The sequence below is a fragment of the Actinomadura sp. KC345 genome, from assembly GCF_004348515.1.
Taxonomy (GTDB): Bacteria; Actinomycetota; Actinomycetes; order Streptosporangiales; family Streptosporangiaceae; genus Spirillospora.
Genome location: NZ_SMKH01000081.1, coordinates 1 through 16,463, shown reverse-complemented (window position 1 = coordinate 16,463; position 16,463 = coordinate 1). Strand labels below are relative to the sequence as shown.

At 72.1% G+C, this 16,463-nt stretch carries 11 protein-coding genes; 2 read left to right on the top strand and 9 right to left on the bottom strand.

All coding sequences use genetic code 11. From position 1 onward, the window contains the following. Positions 1-60 precede the first annotated feature (60 nt). Both E1281_RS15930 and E1281_RS15920 read right to left on the bottom strand, forming a co-directional pair. The gene (locus E1281_RS15930; protein ID WP_131878860.1) at positions 61-4,896 is read right to left on the bottom strand and encodes an NAD-glutamate dehydrogenase; all 4,836 of its coding nucleotides are present in this window, start codon (positions 4,894-4,896) and stop codon (positions 61-63) included. A gap of 242 nt (positions 4,897-5,138) precedes the next feature. Then, on the bottom strand, positions 5,139-6,797 hold the full coding sequence (locus E1281_RS15920) for a serine/threonine-protein kinase (RefSeq protein WP_207943302.1): 1,659 nt from the start codon (positions 6,795-6,797) through the stop codon (positions 5,139-5,141). Positions 6,798-7,026: 229 nt separating this feature from the next. Between E1281_RS15920 and E1281_RS15915 the strand changes: the two genes are divergently transcribed. Beyond that, positions 7,027-7,623, top strand: coding sequence for a hypothetical protein (locus tag E1281_RS15915; RefSeq protein WP_131878856.1), 597 nt, complete (start codon positions 7,027-7,029; stop codon positions 7,621-7,623). A gap of 19 nt (positions 7,624-7,642) precedes the next feature. Here the strand turns inward: E1281_RS15915 and E1281_RS15910 are convergent, their stop codons facing one another. The 7 genes from E1281_RS15910 to E1281_RS15880 all read right to left on the bottom strand — a co-directional run bounded on the left by E1281_RS15910 (position 7,643) and on the right by E1281_RS15880 (position 15,443). Next, entirely contained in the window at positions 7,643-9,598 is a 1,956-nt protein-coding gene (locus tag E1281_RS15910; protein ID WP_131878854.1) for an acetoacetate--CoA ligase, read from the bottom strand. A 99-nt stretch (positions 9,599-9,697) separates the two neighbouring features. Next, positions 9,698-10,408, bottom strand: coding sequence for a haloacid dehalogenase-like hydrolase (locus E1281_RS15905; RefSeq protein WP_131878852.1), 711 nt, complete (start codon positions 10,406-10,408; stop codon positions 9,698-9,700). A gap of 144 nt (positions 10,409-10,552) precedes the next feature. Next, positions 10,553-12,184, bottom strand: a complete 1,632-nt coding sequence (gene pruA, locus E1281_RS15900) for an L-glutamate gamma-semialdehyde dehydrogenase (protein ID WP_131878850.1) — start codon at positions 12,182-12,184, stop codon at positions 10,553-10,555. A gap of 100 nt (positions 12,185-12,284) precedes the next feature. Beyond that, positions 12,285-12,788, bottom strand: coding sequence for a hypothetical protein (locus E1281_RS15895; protein WP_131878887.1), 504 nt, complete (start codon positions 12,786-12,788; stop codon positions 12,285-12,287). A 25-nt stretch (positions 12,789-12,813) separates the two neighbouring features. After that, a complete protein-coding gene (locus tag E1281_RS15890; RefSeq protein ID WP_243717000.1) occupies positions 12,814-13,479 on the bottom strand; it encodes an HAD family phosphatase in 666 nt (221 codons plus the stop codon). 204 nt (positions 13,480-13,683) lie between these two features. After that, positions 13,684-14,580: an N-acetylmuramic acid 6-phosphate etherase gene (locus E1281_RS15885; protein WP_131878846.1), complete on the bottom strand. Its 897-nt coding sequence runs from the start codon at positions 14,578-14,580 to the stop codon at positions 13,684-13,686. Then, positions 14,577-15,443 carry a MurR/RpiR family transcriptional regulator gene (locus tag E1281_RS15880; RefSeq protein ID WP_131878885.1) on the bottom strand — a complete coding sequence of 289 codons (867 nt, stop codon included), beginning with the start codon at positions 15,441-15,443 and terminating at the stop codon, positions 14,577-14,579. Before E1281_RS15880 ends, E1281_RS15885 begins: the two co-directional genes overlap by 4 nt. Positions 15,444-15,633: 190 nt before the next feature. On the opposite strand from E1281_RS15880, the gene E1281_RS15875 reads away from it, so the two are divergent. Beyond that, positions 15,634-16,463, top strand: an 830-nt coding sequence (locus E1281_RS15875; protein WP_243716998.1) for a BadF/BadG/BcrA/BcrD ATPase family protein, incomplete at its 3' end; no start/stop codon positions are given.

Here is a 16,463-nt window from a genome sequence, read left to right as displayed (position 1 = left end):
TGACGCGGCAAGGTCCGCGTCCTCGGCGAGTCCGTCCCCCTCACTCAGACCGGCTGACCATCAGTCCGCAGGAAGCGCGCTGGCCGTCACCAAAGTGCGGATGGCGCCGAGGGCCACGGAGAGGGTCGCCAGGTCGAAGCTGTCGCTCTCCCAGATCTCGCTGAGCGTCTGCTGGGCGCGCTGGACGGCGGGCTTGTTCTTGTCCGCCCAGTGGAGCATGCGCTCGTCGGGGTTCTCGCCGGGCTCGCTGGTGACCAGGACGTCCCGGGTGAGCGCGGCGTGCGCCGTGTAGAGGTCGTCGCGGAGCGCGGAGCGGGCCATCGAGCGCCACTTGTCGTCGCGCGGCAGCGCGATGATGCGTTCGCGCAGGCGGGACAGCTGCAGCCGGTCCGCGAGGTCGAAGTAGACCTCGGCGGCCTCCTCCACCGGGCGGCCGGTGTCGTGGGCGATGCCCACCAGGTCGAACGTGGAGAAGGCGGGGACGAACGTCGCGCACTGCTCGGCCAGCTCGTCCGGCACGCCCCGCTCGGCGAAGCCGTCCCGGCGCTGCTCGAACGCGGCGAGGTCCAGCCCGACCAGCAGCTTCGACAGGTGGGCGCTCAGCGTGGCCGCGCCGCCGGCGAAGAAGTCGATCGTCTCGCGGATGTCGAACGGGGGCCGCCGGTTGTGCAGCAGCCAGCGCGCGCCGCGCTCGGTGAGCTTGCGCGCCTCCAGCAGCATCGCGATCTGCGTGGACTCGGCGACCTGGTGCGACAGGCCCTCCACCGACTGCCAGAACCGCGGCATGCCGAACACGTCGCGGGCGACCAGGTAGGCGCGGGCGATGTCGGACGGCGACGCGCCGGTCTCCTCGTTCATCCGGAACACGAACGTGGAGCCGCTGGCGTTGACCACGTCGTTCACCACGGCGGTGGTGATGATCTCGCGGCGCAGCGGGTGCCGGTCCATGTACGCCCTGAACCGCTCGCGCAGCGGCGTCGGGAAGTAGTCGACCAGCCACGACTCCAGGTAGGGGTCGTCGGCGAGGTCGGAGGTGACGAGGTCGTCGTCGAGGGCGAGCTTGGTGTAGGCCAGCAGGACGGCGAACTCGGGGCCGGTGAGCCCGTGCCCGGACTGCCGCCGCTCGGCGAGCGCCTTGTCGTCCGGCAGGAACTCCAGGCGCCGCTGGAGCCGTCCGTCCCGTTCGAGCTTGCGCAGGTAGCGGGCGTGGATGTGCATCATCGCCGGCGCCTGCGCGCGGGACGCGGCGAGCACCACGTTCTGCGCGTAGTTGTCGCGCAGGACGAGCCGCCCGACCTCGTCGGTCATCTCGTACAGCAGGTTCTCGCGCTGCTTGCCGGTCAGCTCGCCGTCGCGGACCGCCTGGTCGAGCAGGATCTTGATGTTGACCTCGTGGTCGGAGGTGTCGACGCCGGCGGAGTTGTCGATGAAGTCGGTGTTGATGAGCCCGCCGTTGCGGGCGAACTCGATGCGGGCGAGCTGGGTCACCCCGAGGTTGCCGCCCTCGCCGACCACCCGGCAGCGCAGGTCGGCGCCGTCGACGCGGACGGGGTCGTTGCCCTTGTCGCCGACGTCGGCGTTGCTCTCCATCGACGACTTGACGTAGGTGCCGATGCCGCCGTTCCACAGCAGGTCGACCGGCGCCCTGAGGGCGGCCTTGATCAGCTCGAACGGGGTCAGCGACTTCACCCCGTCCTCGATGCCGAGCGCCGCGCTCATCTGCGGGGTCACCGCGATCGACTTGACGGTGCGGGGGAACACCCCGCCGCCCTTGGAGATCAGCGAGGTGTCGTAGTCGGCCCAGCTGCTGCGCGGCAGCTCGAACAGGCGGCGGCGCTCGGCGTACGACGCCGCCGCGTCCGGGTCGGGGTCGACGAAGACGTGCCGGTGGTCGAACGCCGCGACGAGCCGGGTGTGCTCGGACAACAGCATCCCGTTCCCGAACACGTCGCCGGACATGTCGCCGACGCCGACGGCGGTGAAGTCCTCGCTCTGGACGTCCCGGCCGAGCGAGCGGAAGTGGTACTTCACCGACTCCCAGCCGCCGCGGGCGGTGATGCCCATCCCCTTGTGGTCGTAGCCGACGGAGCCGCCGGACGCGAACGCGTCCCCGAGCCAGAAGCCGTACTCCGCGGCGACCTCGTTGGCGAGGTCGGAGAACGTCGCGGTCCCCTTGTCTGCGGCGACGACCAGGTAGGTGTCGTCGCCGTCGTGGCGGACGACGTCCGGCGGCGGGACGACCTTGCCGTCCACGAGGTTGTCGGTCAGGTCGAGCAGGCCGGAGATGAAGTCCTTGTAGCAGGCGATGCCGGCCTTCTGCCACGCCTCCCGGTCCACGGACGGGTCGGGGAGCTGCTTGCCGACGAAGCCGCCCTTCGCGCCCGCCGGGACGATCACGGTGTTCTTCACGGCCTGCGCCTTGACCAGGCCGAGGATCTCGGTGCGGAAGTCCTCGCGCCGGTCCGACCAGCGCAGGCCGCCGCGCGCCACCGACCCGAACCGCAGGTGCACGCCCTCGACCTTCGGCGAGTACACGAAGATCTCGTAGGTCGGCCTGGGCTCGGGCAGGTCGGGGATGGCCTGCGGGTCGAACTTCATCGCCAGGTACGGCTTGCCCTGGTAGTGGTTGGTGCGCAGGGTCGCCTGGACGAGCGCCAGGTAGGCGCGCAGGATGCGGTCCTCGTCGAGGCTGGCGACGTCGTCCAGCTTGCCCTGGATCTCCTCGGTGATCCCGGCGCTGCGCTCGTCCTCACCGCCCGCGATCGCCGGGTCGAGGCGGCTCTCCCACAGCCGGACGATGAGCCGCGTGATCGACGCGTTGCGCAGCAGCACCTGCTCGATGTAGCGCTTGGAGAACGTCGTGCCGGTCTGGCGCAGGTACAGGGCGTAGGCGCGCAGGATCATCGCCTGCCACCAGTTGAGCCCGACGTGCAGGACGAGGGCGTTGAAGCCGTCGTTCTCGATCTCGCCGTTCCACAGGCGGGTGAACGCCTCCTGGAACAGGCCCTTGACGGCGGCCTCGGGGACGTCGGCGGGCGGCACGTAGCGCAGTCCCAGGTCGTAGATCCAGAACCGCCGCCCGTCGGACGGGCTGATCTCGTAGGGCCGCTCGTCGATCAGCTCGACGCCCATGTTGTGCAGCAGCGGCAGCATCCGCGACAGGGAGATCGGCTCGCCCAGCCGGTAGATCTTCATCCGGCGCTCGCCCGGCTCGGCGCTGTACGGCTCGTACAGGTTGATCGAGGTGTCCGCGTCGTCGCCGAGGTCTTCGAGGCGGCGCAGGTCGGCCACCGCGGTGCGGGCCGGGAAGTCGGCCTTGTAGCCCTCGGGGAAGGCGTCCCAGTACCGGCGGCCGAGGGTTCCGGAACGTTCCTCTCCGCACTGCTCGACGATCGCGTCGGCCAGGTCGTCGGCCCAGGAGCGGGTGGCGGCGGCGAGCCGCGCCTCCAGGTCGCTCACATCCACGTCGGGCAGCGGGTGGCCGCGCTCGCCGCGGACGACGACGTGCAGCCGCGCCAGCAGCGACTCGGTGACGTTCGCGCTGTAGTCGACGCTGACGCCCTCGAACGCGTCCTTCAGCAGGCCCTGGATACGCAGCCGGACCTTGGTGGTGTACCGGTCGCGCGGCAGGTACACCATGCACGACATGTAGCGGCCGTACAGGTCCTTGCGCAGGAACAGCCGCAGCTGGCGGCGCTCGCGCAGCCGCAGCACGCCGAGCGAGATCTGCAGCAGGTCGTCGACGGAGATCTGGAACAGCTCGTCGCGTGGGTAGCTCTCCAGTATCTCGACGAGGTCCTGGCCGTCGTAGCTGTCGGGGGTGAACCCGGCGAGTTCCAGCACCTCGGCCAGCTTGCGCTTGAGGACGGGGACGTGCGCGATCGACTCGCTGTAGGCGACGTGGGTGAACAGGCCGAGGAACCGCCGCTCGCCGACGACGGCGCCGGACTCGTCGAACTTCTTCACCCCGATGTAGTCCAGGTACAGGGGGCGGTGCACGGTGGAACGCGAGTTCGCCTTGGTCAGGACGAGCAGGTGCTTCTCGGTCGCCTTCTCGCGAACCTCGGGCGGCAGCGCGGCGAAGCTGTCGGACTCGCGCTTGTCGCTGCGCAGGATGCCGAGGCCGGTGCCGGCCTCCGGGCGCAGGGCGGTCCCGCCCTCGGTGAGCGTGTAGTCGCGGTAGCCGAGGAACGTGAAGTGCCCGGTCACCAGCCAGTCGAGCAGCTCGACGCCTTCGGCGAGCTCCTTGTCCGGCAGCGGCGGCGCGGACTCCCGGATGGCGGCGGCGATCTCACCGGCGCGGGCGCGCATCTTCGGCTCGTCCTCGAACGCGACCCGCACGTCCTGCAGGACGCGCAGCAGGTCGCGCTCCAGGTCGTCCAGGACGGCGCGGTCGCTGGTGCGGTCCACCTCGATGTGGATCCACGACTCGTCGATGTCGGTGTCGCTGTCGAGCTTGCCGCGGAACGCCTTCAGGCGGCCCGCGACGTCGCGGTCGACGCCCAGCAGGGGGTGGACGATCAGGTGGGCGGCAAGCTGGTGCCGGGTCAGCTCCATCGTGACCGAGTCGACCAGGAACGGCATGTCGTCGGTGACGACCTGCACCACGGTGTGGCCGGGGTCCCAGCCGTACTCGTCCAGCGTCGGGGTGAAGACCCGCACCTTGGCGCGGCCCTGGGGCCGTTCCTCGCCGAGCGCCCGGTGCGCCAGGGCGGGACCGCAGATGTCGGCCGGGTCCCTGGTGGCGAGGTCCTCGCGGGCGACGTGCCGGTAGTAGAGCCGGAGGTAGGCGAGGGCTTCCTCGACGTCGAGGCCGCGCACCCCCGGGCGCTGCGTGCACGTCTCCGCGGCCCGCCTGAGCAGGTCGTCCTTCGCCGAATCGAGCATGCCGCTCATCAACAACTCCCCTAGAGACCCTTCGCCACCTCGTTGTGGCGCCGCTCACGCGCCAGCGTAACCAGGAATCGGCGCAAAGCCGACCTGCCCGGCCGCGAGGTCTGCGTGGCGTATCCCACCCTGCCAGGCGATACGTCGTCCCTCATGGTGATCGCCGAACCCGGCGCAGCCGCGGCCGCGCGACACGCGCGGCGGTCCCCGGAACGCCGTCCCGGCGCCGGTTCCACCACCGCGAGGAGGCGTCAGCCGCCGCCGGCGCCGCCGCCGCCGCCCGTGCCGGGGTTCTCCGGGTTGGTCGGCGGGTCGTCCGGGCCGTCGGTCGGCGGGTCGTCCGGGCCGTCCGTGGGCGGGTCGTCGTCGGTCGGCGGCGGTGAGTCGTCCGTCGGCGGGGACGTCGGACCGGTGGGCGTGCCGGTAGGCGTGCCGCCGGTCGGCCCCGGGCTCCCGGTGGGCGTGCCGCTGTCCGCGGGCGAGCTGTAGGAGGGGGTGACCGGTGCCTGCTCGACGGGTTCCTCGCTCGTCTCCGGCGCCGACGTGCTCGGCACGGCCTCGGACGACGCGGGCGGGGCGCTCGGGTCGCTGACCTTCCGCCCGGCCTTGCCGTTGTCGCCGGCGCTGAGCGCGAGGACGGAGGAGACCACGACGATCGCCACGAACAGCGCGGCCGCGCCCGCGAGCACGGCCTGGCGACCCGAGCCGGCGACCCTCTCCCGGAGCCCGCGCCGCTCCCCGCCGCCGGCGAGATCGGGCGGCAGCGTGTCGCCGGCGGACCAGGCGGCGGGCGACGGGTGAAGACCCGGCTCGAACCCGGTCGCGTCGGTCTCGTCAGCGGCGCCGCCCCGCCCCGCGAAGCCGCGGTCGCCGTCCAGGTCGTCCGTCGCGGCGCCGCGGAGCGCGGCCGCCGCGGCGGGCGCCTCCGGGTTCCGGAAGACGGGGTAGTCGTCGGTGGCGTCGCCGGACACCGGACCGGGCTCGAAGACCTCGTCCTCGTCGCCCGTCTCGGCGGCGCGGACGGAGCCGGCGGCGAGCATCGCGGTCTCGTCGGTGCCGCCGGACGGGCGCGCGGCGGGCACGTCCGACTCCGTCCGCGAGACCTCCTCGTGGCCGAGCAGCCGCATCAGCACCTGCCGCGCGCCCGGCCTGTCCTCGGGCGCCTTCTCCAGGCAGTCGAGCACCAGCGCGCGCAGCGGGCCCCGCAGGTCGCCGAGGTCGGGCTCCTCGTGGAGGATCCGGTTGATCACGGCGGGGATGGTGTCCTGGCCGAACGGCGATCCCCCCGTCGCGGCGAACACCAGCGTGGCCGCCCAGCAGAACACGTCGGACGGCGTGCCGACCTCGTCGCCCGCGATCTGCTCGGGCGACATGTAGGACGGGGTTCCGATGACCCGGCTGGTGAGCGTGGTGCCGCCACTGATGGCCCGCGCCACCCCGAAGTCGATGACCCGCGGGCCGTCCGGGCCGAGCAGCACGTTGTGCGGCTTGAAGTCACGATGGACGATCTTCGCCTGGTGGATCGCCGACAGGGCCGTCGCGGTGCCGACCGCGAGCCGGTCCAGCGCCGCGCCGCCGAGCGGGCCGTCCTCCAGCACCTGCTGGTTCAGTGACGGTCCCCGGACGTACTCGCTGACGATGTAGGGCCGGTCGCCGTCGACGTCGGCGTCGAGGATCTGGGCGGTGCAGAAGGGCGCGACCTGCTTGGCGACTTCCAGCTCCCGGAGGAACCGGGCGCGGGCCTTGTCGTCGGACGTCAGCTCCGCGTGCAGGAGCTTGATCGCGACCTGCCGACCGTCCTCGTCGGTGCCCAGGAACACGGTTCCCTGGCCGCCCTCGCCGACCCGGCCGATCAGGGCGTACGGACCGAGCCGGTCCGGGTCTCCGGACCGCAGCGCCCCAACCTCCATGCGTCGAACCGTCCCTCTCTAGATCGACGAGTCCTGCCCGGGACCCGGATCACCCTCCGACTGTGTGACGCGCGAGACCCGTGGGAAGTTCACCCCGCCATACGCCAATACAGCGTGATCTGGCCGCCGCTTCCGTTCGGACACGTTTGACGGGGGGGTCCAACCTTAGTGCCGTCACATGCCCAGCGACATAAGGACTGAACGTGTCACACAAGCGAAACTTGATGACATGACGATGCTCGACGGCCGCCGCGTCTACACGCGCGCCGAGCTGATGGAGGTCCACGGGCTGGGACGCAGCACGCTGGAGAAGTGGTTCCGCGAGCGCGCGTCCAACGGCCACCCCGAACCGGCCGGGACGGTCGGCTCCCAGCTCGCCTGGGACGCCGGGGCCTGGGACCGGTGGTACGCCGCGCGCGGTTCCGGGGACGTCCCGCCGGGCCTCGTCACCCGCGACCAGCTGGCCGCCCGCCACGACGTCAGCCGTCACCGCCTCAAGCAGCTCTGGGCCGACCGTGCGGCCAACGGCCACCCCGACGCCGCGCACCGCTCGGGCAAGGCCCTGTACTGGGACGAAGCCGCCTGGGTCGCCTGGTACACCGCCTACGAGGAACGTCCACCCGAAGAGGACCCGGACGACCTGATCACCCTGGCCGACGCCGCCCGCATCCTCGGCCTGGCCCAGACAAGCGTCACCGTGTACCCCAAACGTCCACCAGCCGGATGGCCCGACCCCGCCAGGGTCGAGCCCCTCGGCGGCGGCCGGGTCCGCCGCCTCTACCGCCGCCGCGACATCCTCGCCTACGCCTCCTCCCGCACCCGCTGATCCTTGGAGACGAGCGGGCCTACGGGGTGAAGTGGGTGAGGATCTCGGGGTTGGCCATGGAGTCGCGGTTGGCGGCCTTGTCGACCGGGGTGCCCTGGAGGATCTTGCGGACGGGGACCTCCAGCTTCTTTCCCGACAGGGTGCGGGGGATGCCGGGGACGGCCTGGATCTCGTCCGGGACGTGCCGCGGTGACAGCGACGAGCGGATCTCGCGCTTCAGCCTGTCCAGCAGGTCGCCGGTGAGGGACGTGTCCTCCGCGAGCTGGACGTAGAGGAGCAGGCGGCCCTCCTCGCCGAGGCGGCCGGTGTCGATGACGAGGCTGTCGGTGATCTCCTCGAACGCCTCGACGACGCGGTAGAAGTCGGACGTGCCCATGCGGACGCCGCCGCGGTTCAGCGTCGAGTCGGAGCGGCCGTAGATGACGCAGCCGCCGTCCGGGAGGATCTTGACCCAGTCGCCGTGCCGCCACACGCCCGGGTACATGTCGAAGTAGGACTCGCGGTAGCGCTCGCCGCTCTCGTCGTTCCAGAAGCGGACCGGCATCGACGGCATGGGCTCGGTGATGACGAGTTCGCCGACCTCGCCGGTCACGGGGGCGCCGTCGTCGCCGAACGCCTCGACCTTGGCGCCGAGGCCGCGGCACTGGATGACGCCGGCGCGCAGCGGCAGCAGCGGGGAGGGGCCGACGAAGCCCGTGCACAGGTCGGTGCCGCCGGAGAACGACCCGAGCAGGAGGTCCTGCGCGACGGCGTCGTACACCCAGGCGAACCCTTCGGGCGGCAGCGGGGAGCCGGTGGAGCCGATGCCGCGCAGCGCGGAAAGGTCGTGTTGCTCACCGGGGCGCAGGCCCACCTTGGCGGAGGCCGTGATGTAGGGCGCGCCCACGCCCATGTACGTCACGCCGTTGTCGGCGGCGAGCGTCCACAGGTCGAGTGGGGCACCGTCGTACATGACGATGGTGGACCCCACCAGCAGGCCGCCGATGAGGTAGTTCCACATCATCCAGCCGGTGGTGGTGAACCAGAAGAAGACGTCCTCTGGGCCGAGGTCCTGGTGGAAGGACAGTGCCTTGAGGTGTTCGAGGATGACACCGCCGTGGCCGTGGACGATCGGCTTGGGCAGGCCGGTGGTGCCGGACGAGTAGACGACCCACAGAGGGTGGTCGAACGGGACGTCCTCGAACTCCAGGGTGTCGCGGTCGGGACGGGGCAGGTCGCCGTAGTGGACGCCCACGCGCAGGCCGTCGGGCGTCGCGGCGGGGTCGAGGTAGGGGATCAGGACGGTCGCGGCCAGGCTCGGCAGCGCGGCCTCGATCTCGCCGACGATCCCGCGCCGGTCGAACCGCTTGCCGTTGTAGGCGTAGCCGTCCACGGCGACCAGGACCTTCGGCTCGATCTGCGCGAAGCGGTCGATCACCGAGGAGGAGCCGAAGTCCGGGGAGCACGACGACCAGACCGCGCCCAGCGAGGCCGTGGCCAGGAAGCAGATCAGCGCTTCGGGAATGTTGGGGATGTAGGCGGCGACACGGTCGCCCCTGCCGACGCCGAGGTCGGCCAGGCCCGCGCGGACCTCCGCGACGTGCATGGCCAGTTCCCGGTAGGACAGCACGCGGTGCCCGCCCGCCTCCGAGCGGAAGACTACCGCGGTCTCGTCCGGGGTCTCGTCGGCGCGGCGCAGCGCGTTCGCGGCGTAGTTGAGCGTCGCGCCGGGGAACCACTTCAGGCCGTCCACCGGCATGGGCCCGCCCGTCCGGACGGGGCCGTCGCCGCGCTCGCCGACGACCTCGAAGTACGACCAGATCGCGTCCCAGAACGCGTCCACCTCCGTGACGGACCAGCGCCAGAGGTCGTCGTAGGTCTCCGCGAGCACGCCCCGCTCCCCGAGCCAGTGGACGAAGCGGGTCACCCGCGCGCCGGCGACGACCTCCTCCGACGGCTCCCACAGCGTCGAACTCTCCGAAACCCCACGGGTCATCTCTCTCCCTCCCCGCCGCGCCCACAGCGCGCCGCCATCCGGATCCTCACATACCGCCACCCGGAATCATCATGCGCCCCCACATCGCGAGACGCCATCTCACATGCGGGTGAGGTCGGCGACGGCGCTCACGACCGCCCGGGTGTCGGCGAGCGTGGCCAGGACGTGGTCGGCGCCGGCGGCGCGGAGTTCGGCCTCGGTGGCGCTGCCGGTGGCGACGGCGATGATCGGGGAGCCGGCGATGCGTGCGGCCTGGACGTCGCGCGGAGAGTCGGCGATGTAGACGGTGGCCGACTCGGGGTAGGCGGTGCCGTGGCGTTCGCCGGAGCGGGTCCGGGCCAGTTCCAGGAGCGCGGCCTTGCTGTAGACGCCGTTCTCGTAGCCGCCGCTTTCCAGGTCGAGGTGGCCGGCGAGGCCGAGCTCGCCGACCTTCAGGACCGCGTTCGGCCGGAGGGAGCCGGTCAGGACGGACTGGGCGGCGCCCGGGACGTGGGCGAGCGCCTCGACCGCCTCGCGGGCGCCGGCCAGGACGCGGCCGTGGTCGCGCAGGTCGGCGCGGCGCGACGCGAACGCCTCGGTGAGCGCGTCGAAGAAGGCGGGGAGGTGGTCGTCGGTGGTGACGACGTCGTTGAACGCGAGCGTCTCGAAGATGATCTCGGACTCGGTGCGGCCGGGGGTGGGCGCGAGGCGGAGGAGCGGGCGTCCGATGGTCCGCTGGAACGCCTCGGCGTAGGCGTCCCGGGTGACCCGCCCGACGTCGACCAGCGTGTTATCGATGTTCCACAGCACCAGACGGTTCAGTGTCGACATCCCGTTCCCATGCGCGGTTGGTTGAACGTGGACGGGCGGCGCCCCGGCACCGGCCCGCCCCACCGGAGCGGCGAGGCGAGCTTATCGTCCGGCGTCCCGGGCGCCGTCCGCAACCGCGCCCGGGCGGGCGTCCGCCGCGGCTGGTCAGGTGCCCATGTGGGGGTAGCGGTGGTCGGTCGGCGGGACGAACGACTCCTTGATCGAGCGGGCGCTCGTCCAGCGGGTGAGGTTGAACACCGAGCCGGCCTTGTCGTTGGTGCCGGACGCGCGGGCACCGCCGAACGGCTGCTGGCCGACGATCGAGCCGGTCGGCTTGTCGTTGATGTAGAAGTTCCCGGCGGCGAAGCGGAGCGCGTGCGTGGCGGCCGCGGCGGCGGCGCGGTCCTCGGCGATGATCGCGCCGGTCAGGGCGTACTCGGAGACGCGCTCCATCTGGTTCAGGACGGTGTCGTAGTCGCCGTCGTCGTAGACGTGGACGCCGATGATCGGGCCGAAGTACTCCTTGGTGAAGATCTCGTCGTCCGGGTCCGACGACTCCAGGACGGTCGGCCGGACGAAGTAGCCCTGCGAGTCGTCCAGCTCGCCGCCGGTGAGGATCTTCATGCTGCCGATGCCGCGCGCCCGCTCGATCGCCGCGCGGTGCTTGGCGAACGCGCGCTCGTCGATGACCGCGCCCATGAACAGCGACAGGTCCTCGGCGACGTTGCCCATGGTGAGGGACTCGGCCTCGGCGCAGAAGTCGTCGCGGATCCGGTCCCAGACGGAGCGCGGAACGTAGGCGCGGGACGCGGCGGAGCACTTCTGCCCCTGGTACTCGAAGGCGCCGCGGACGAGGGCCGTCTTCAGCACCGCCGGGTCCGCGGACGGGTGCGCGACGACGAAGTCCTTGCCGCCGGTCTCACCGACGATCCGCGGGTAGCCCCGGTATCCGGAGATGTTCTCCCCGATCGCCCGCCAGAGGTTCTGGAAGGTCCGCACCGAACCGGTGAAGTGCAGGCCCGCCAGGTCGGGGTGGCGCAGCGCCACCTTGGAGACGGCCTCCCCGTCCCCCGTCACCAGGTTGACCACCCCGGGCGGGAGCCCGGCGACCTCCAGCAGCCGCATCGTGTGGTGCGCGGCGAGCTGCTGGGTCGGGGACGGCTTCCACACCACGACGTTGCCCATCAGCGCGGGCGCGGTCGGCAGGTTCCCGGCGATCGCGGTGAAGTTGAACGGGGTGATGGCGAGGACGAACCCCTCCAGCGGCCGGTACTCCAGCCGGTTCCACACGCCCGGGGGCGACAGCGGCTGGATCTCGTGGATCTGCTCGGCGTAGCGGACGTTGAACCGCAGGAAGTCGATCAGCTCGCAGGCGGCGTCGATCTCGGCCTGCTGCACGGACTTGGACTGCCCGAGGATCGTGGCGGCGTTCACCGTGGACCGCCACGGCCCGGCGAGCAGGTCGGCGGCCCGCAGGAAGATCGCGGCCCGGTCCTCGAAGGGCATCGCCCGCCACGCGGGCGCGGCCTCCCGCGCCGCCGCGATCGCCTCGGCCACGTCCGGCTCGGTGGCGTTGCCCATCCGGCCGAGGACGTGCCCGTGGTTGTGGGGCTCGACGACGTCGACCGGCGTCCCGGCCCCCATCCGCCGCTCGCCCCCGATGGTCATGGTCAGCTCGGTCTGCGCGCCGCCGAGTTCCTTGATCTTGGCTTCGAGCGCGGCCCGTTCCGGGCTGCCAGGCGCGTAGCCCTTGACCGGTTCGTTCCTCGGTACCGGCACGGTGGTGACGGCGTCCATTGACGACTCCCTGGCGATCCGACGGCTTTGTCGACTGCCGTGGACCTACCCGCCCGCACCCGGCGGCTACCGTCCCGCCTGCTGCTCCGGCGACGCCGGGTCAGGCGAGGAGGTGAGGGAGTTCCTGCGTGGCGTACCAGAGGAGGTCGTTGCCCTCGGCGCCGTCCACGGTGAACCGGGCGTCCTCGTCGCCGGCGTCGGCGGCGGGGAGGGCGTCCGCGGCGGCCGCGACGTCGGCGGCGGCGTCCTCGTCGTCCACGTGGCCGGAGGCGATCCGCTTCCACGGGACGGCCGCGGACAGCGCGACCAGGGCCCGGTCGTCGCCGTCCAGCCCGCCCGGGGCCCAGCCGACCTGGTCGTCGGGCATCTCGGCGGCGATCACCACGCGGCGGCGCGGCGCGGCGGGGTCGGCGGCGAGCAGGCGCAGCGAGGCGCGGGCGGCGGCGGACAGCGCCGCGTACTCCAGCTCCTCCAGGTCGCCGCCCGCGTACCACTCGCGCAGCGCGGGCGTGACCGCGTGGGCGCTGAGCGGTGCGGGACCGATCTCCTTCGCGGCGTGGACGCCGGCGAGGAGCGTGAGCGTGGACGGCAGGTAGACGCGCATGACGAGCAGCAAGTCTGCCAGACCGTCAGGGCATCAGGTTCAGCTCGCGCAGTTCGGCGATCGTCGTGTCGGGCGCGGTGTGGTGGATGCCGCGGATGCCGAGCCGCTCGGCGGCGCGGATGTTGTGCTCGATGTCGTCGATGAAGACGCATTCCGCGGCGTCCAGGCCGAGCAGGTCGAGGGCGTGCCGGAAGATCCGCTCGTCGGGCTTGCGCATCCCGACCTCGCAGGAGATGACGACGGCGTCGAAGAGGCCGGCGAACAGGTCGCGGGGGTACTCGTTGCCCCACGAGTTCGACAGCAGCGCGGTACGGGTCCCGGCGGCGCGGGCCACGCGGAGCGCGTCGTACATCGGCTGGACGGGGCTGAACGCGCCGAACATGCGGGCGATCAGCCCGGCGGCCTCCACCGGGCCGCCCTCGACGGTGAGCAGTTCGGCGGCCAGGAGCCGCTCGAACTCCTCGACGGGCATCGAGCCGTCCTCCAGCCCGTGGATCGGGTTGGTCTCGGTGCCGTTGTAGGCCTGCTTCACCCAGGCGCGCATCACGTCCTTGTAGTGCGCGACGTCGATGCGGTCGGCGGCGAGCCACACGTCGATCGCGTCGGCCAGCGGGGACGTCAGCACGCCGCCCCAGTCGGTGATCACGGCCTTGACGGTCACGGTCCTGTCATCGGGCTCTTCATCGGGCACGGCCCGATCGTAGGCGATTGCGGACGCAATCTCCGAATCACGTTCTGCCGACCGCCCGCGTCTCCGGGGGCGTGTGTCCGTGATCACACGGCCGGTCCGCGCCGGCGGCGCGTGATCACGGACCCCCATCGGCCGGCGTCTCCCCCGCCGGTCCGTCCGTCGTCGGTCGGCGGCGGTCCACCGCCGCTCACCGGCCCTTTCCGGTCATGCCGATCGCAGGCGCTGCAGAGCCTCGCGGACACCGCCGTCGGTCTCTTCGAGGACCGTCGTCGCGGTCGCCGCGGGGACCTCGCCGAGCAGCGAGACCAGCGCCACGCGGGTGTTCCCCCCCGCCTCGTTCAGCGCGTTCTCACAGGTGCAGGCGTCCATCCCCGTCGCCTCGGTGAGGATGCGCACCAGCCGGGCGCGCAACTTGGAGTTCAGCGCGTTCACGCTGACCATCAGGTTGGAGTAGGTGCGCCCCATCCTGATCATCAGCGTGGTGGAGAAGGAGTTGAGCACCAGCTTGGTCGCGGTGCCCGCCTTCATCCGCGTGGACCCGCTGATCACCTCGGGCCCGGTGGCGAGGCCGATGTGCACCTCCACCTCGTCCCCGTACGGCGTGTGCGGGTTGCAGCTGATCAGCGCCGTGCGGGCCCCCACGGCGGCCGCGGCGCGCAGCGCGCCCACCACGTAGGGGGTGCGGCCGCTCGCCGCGATGCCGATGGCGACGTCGCCGGGCTGGACGTCGTGCGCGTCCCGCCGGCCGAGCTCGGTGTCGTCCTCCACGTCGGAGATCGCCTGGGACAGCGCGCCGGGCCCGCCGGCGTGGTGGGCCACCACTCGGCCCCAGATGCCGAACGTCGGAGGCAGCTCGGCGGCGTCGATCACCGCGAGCCGGCCCGACGTGCCGGCGCCGAAGTAGTGGACGCGCCCGCCCCCGCGCAGCGAGTCGACCGACAGGTCGACCAGCATCGCGACCTCGGGCAGGACGGAGGCCACGACCATCGGAACCGTCGCGTCCTCGGAATTGATCAGGCGCAGCACCTCCAGGGTCGGCAGCATGTCGACGTCGAGGGTCCGGGGGTTCCGTCCCTCGGTGGGCAGCTCGCAATCGATCACCGACGCCTCCGGTCGGGTCGCACGGTCCGGCCGCGGACCGCCTCGAACGTGGCTTCCAGGGCCTTGCGGGTCGGCCCGTAGGTGCGCTGCGCCACTCCGACGAAGACGCAGTCGACCACCGTGAGCTGCGCCAGCCGGCTCGCGGTGGCGCCGGAGCGGAAGGTCGTCTCCCGCGCCGCGGTCGTCAGTATCAGGTCGGCCACCTCCGCTATCGGGGACTTGGGGAAGTTGGTGAGCGCGACGGTCTTGGCCCCCTGGGTCTTGGCGACCTCCAGCGCGTCGATGACCTCGACCGTCGCGCCGGTGTGCGAGATGCCGAGCGCCACGTCGCCGCTTCCCAGCACCGCGGCGCTGGTGAGCATGATGTGGGCGTCCGCCCAGGCCGAGCAGACCCGCCCGATCCGGTGGAGCTTCTGCTGGAAGTCGGCCGCGACGAACGCGCTGGCGCCGACGCCGTAGACGTCGACCCGGTCCGCGGCGACGACCGCGTCCACGACCTGTTCGAGCATCTTGATGTCGAGCTGGGAAGCGGTCTCCTCGACGGCTCGGGCATCGGCGAAGGTCACCTTCTCCACGATCTGTTCGAGCGAGTCGTCGGGGCTGATGTCGCTGCCGATGACCCGTCCGCCGGAGGCGCTCTGGGCTCGTCCCGCCTCGGTGGCGAGCGTCAGCCGCAGCTCCGGGTAGCCGTGGAACCCGATCGCCCGGCAGAACCGGATGACCGTGGTCTCCGACGTGCCGCAGGCCTGGGCGAGTTCGGTGATGGTGGAATTGGCGACCCCCTCGGGGTCGTCGATGACGCGCTGGGCGACGCGTCGTTCGGCGGGGGGCAGCGAGGGGAGCAGCGAGCGGACCCGCACCACGGTGCTCAGCGGCGTGGTGTCCCGGTCGCCCTGCTGGGCCGCCTCGTCACGTGGCGCACCGGACTCCCCGATGATCCCCCGATCGGGGTGCTGCTCAGGGCTCCGTTCGGAGCCGATGGGTTTCCTCATGATGGAAATTTTCTTACGCGCAGGATGTCACGTCAACGGTAGAAAAGGCTACGGTCGCCATGTGTTGACCCATTTGGCCGGTCCTTACGTGGTCGGTATCGACGCGGGTGGCACGAAGACCCGCTGCGTCGTGCTGACGCTCGGGGGTGCCCTGGCCGGTTCCGGCACCGGCCCCGGGGCCAACCCCAACTCCGGAGGCGACACCGCGGGGGCGCTGACCACCGCCCTGCGGGAAGCGCTCGGGGACCTGGACCGCACCCACATCCTCACCGGCGTCTTCGGGATCGCCGGGGCGGGCTCGGCCGGCCGCCCCGCCGCCGTCGCGGCGGCGCGGCAGGCATGGCAGGCCGCGGGCCTGCGCGGCTCTCCCGCGGTGGTGACCGATATCGCGGTGGCGTTCGCCGCCGGAACCAGCGAGCCCAAGGGCATCGTGGTGTTCTCCGGCACGGGCGCCGGCGCGGCGGTCATCAACGACGGGACGATCGTGCAGCGCGCGGACGGCTACGGCTGGCTCGTCGGGGACGAGGGTTCGGCGGTGTGGCTCGGGAAGGAGGCCGTGCGGGCGGCGCTCGCCGCCTACGACGGCCGCGGCTCCCCGACGCTGCTCACCGACTCGGTCCCGCGGGCGCTGCTCGGCGCCACGGTGGTGGCGGAGATCGACTCGGAGCGGCGAAGACCCCGGCATCCGAGGGCGCCGGCCATGGCCGGCGCCTCCTCGGCACCGGGTGCCTCCGTCCTGTCGCAGGCCGCCACCCTCTCCGCCGGGGGCGGCTCCCCGGGCGGTGCCACCGCCGTGCTGATCTCCGAGAACCCCTGCCCGCCGCCCGGAAACGGGCCCTACTCCCCGTCCGGAACCAGCCCGCCGGGTCCGCCCGCCCCACAGCGGCACCC

Excerpts from the sequence above, each read along its gene's own strand:
- E1281_RS15915 (WP_131878856.1), top strand. The coding sequence starts at position 7,027 with ATGACGATGCTCGACGGCCGCCGCGTCTACACGCGCGCCGAGCTGATG.
- E1281_RS15905 (WP_131878852.1), bottom strand. The coding sequence starts at position 10,408 with ATGTCGACACTGAACCGTCTGGTGCTGTGGAACATCGATAACACGCTG.
- pruA (WP_131878850.1), bottom strand. The coding sequence starts at position 12,184 with ATGGACGCCGTCACCACCGTGCCGGTACCGAGGAACGAACCGGTCAAG.
- E1281_RS15910 (WP_131878854.1), bottom strand. The coding sequence starts at position 9,598 with ATGACCCGTGGGGTTTCGGAGAGTTCGACGCTGTGGGAGCCGTCGGAG.
- E1281_RS15895 (WP_131878887.1), bottom strand. The coding sequence starts at position 12,788 with ATGCGCGTCTACCTGCCGTCCACGCTCACGCTCCTCGCCGGCGTCCAC.
- E1281_RS15920 (WP_207943302.1), bottom strand. The coding sequence starts at position 6,797 with ATGGAGGTTGGGGCGCTGCGGTCCGGAGACCCGGACCGGCTCGGTCCG.
- E1281_RS15930 (WP_131878860.1), bottom strand. The coding sequence starts at position 4,896 with ATGAGCGGCATGCTCGATTCGGCGAAGGACGACCTGCTCAGGCGGGCC.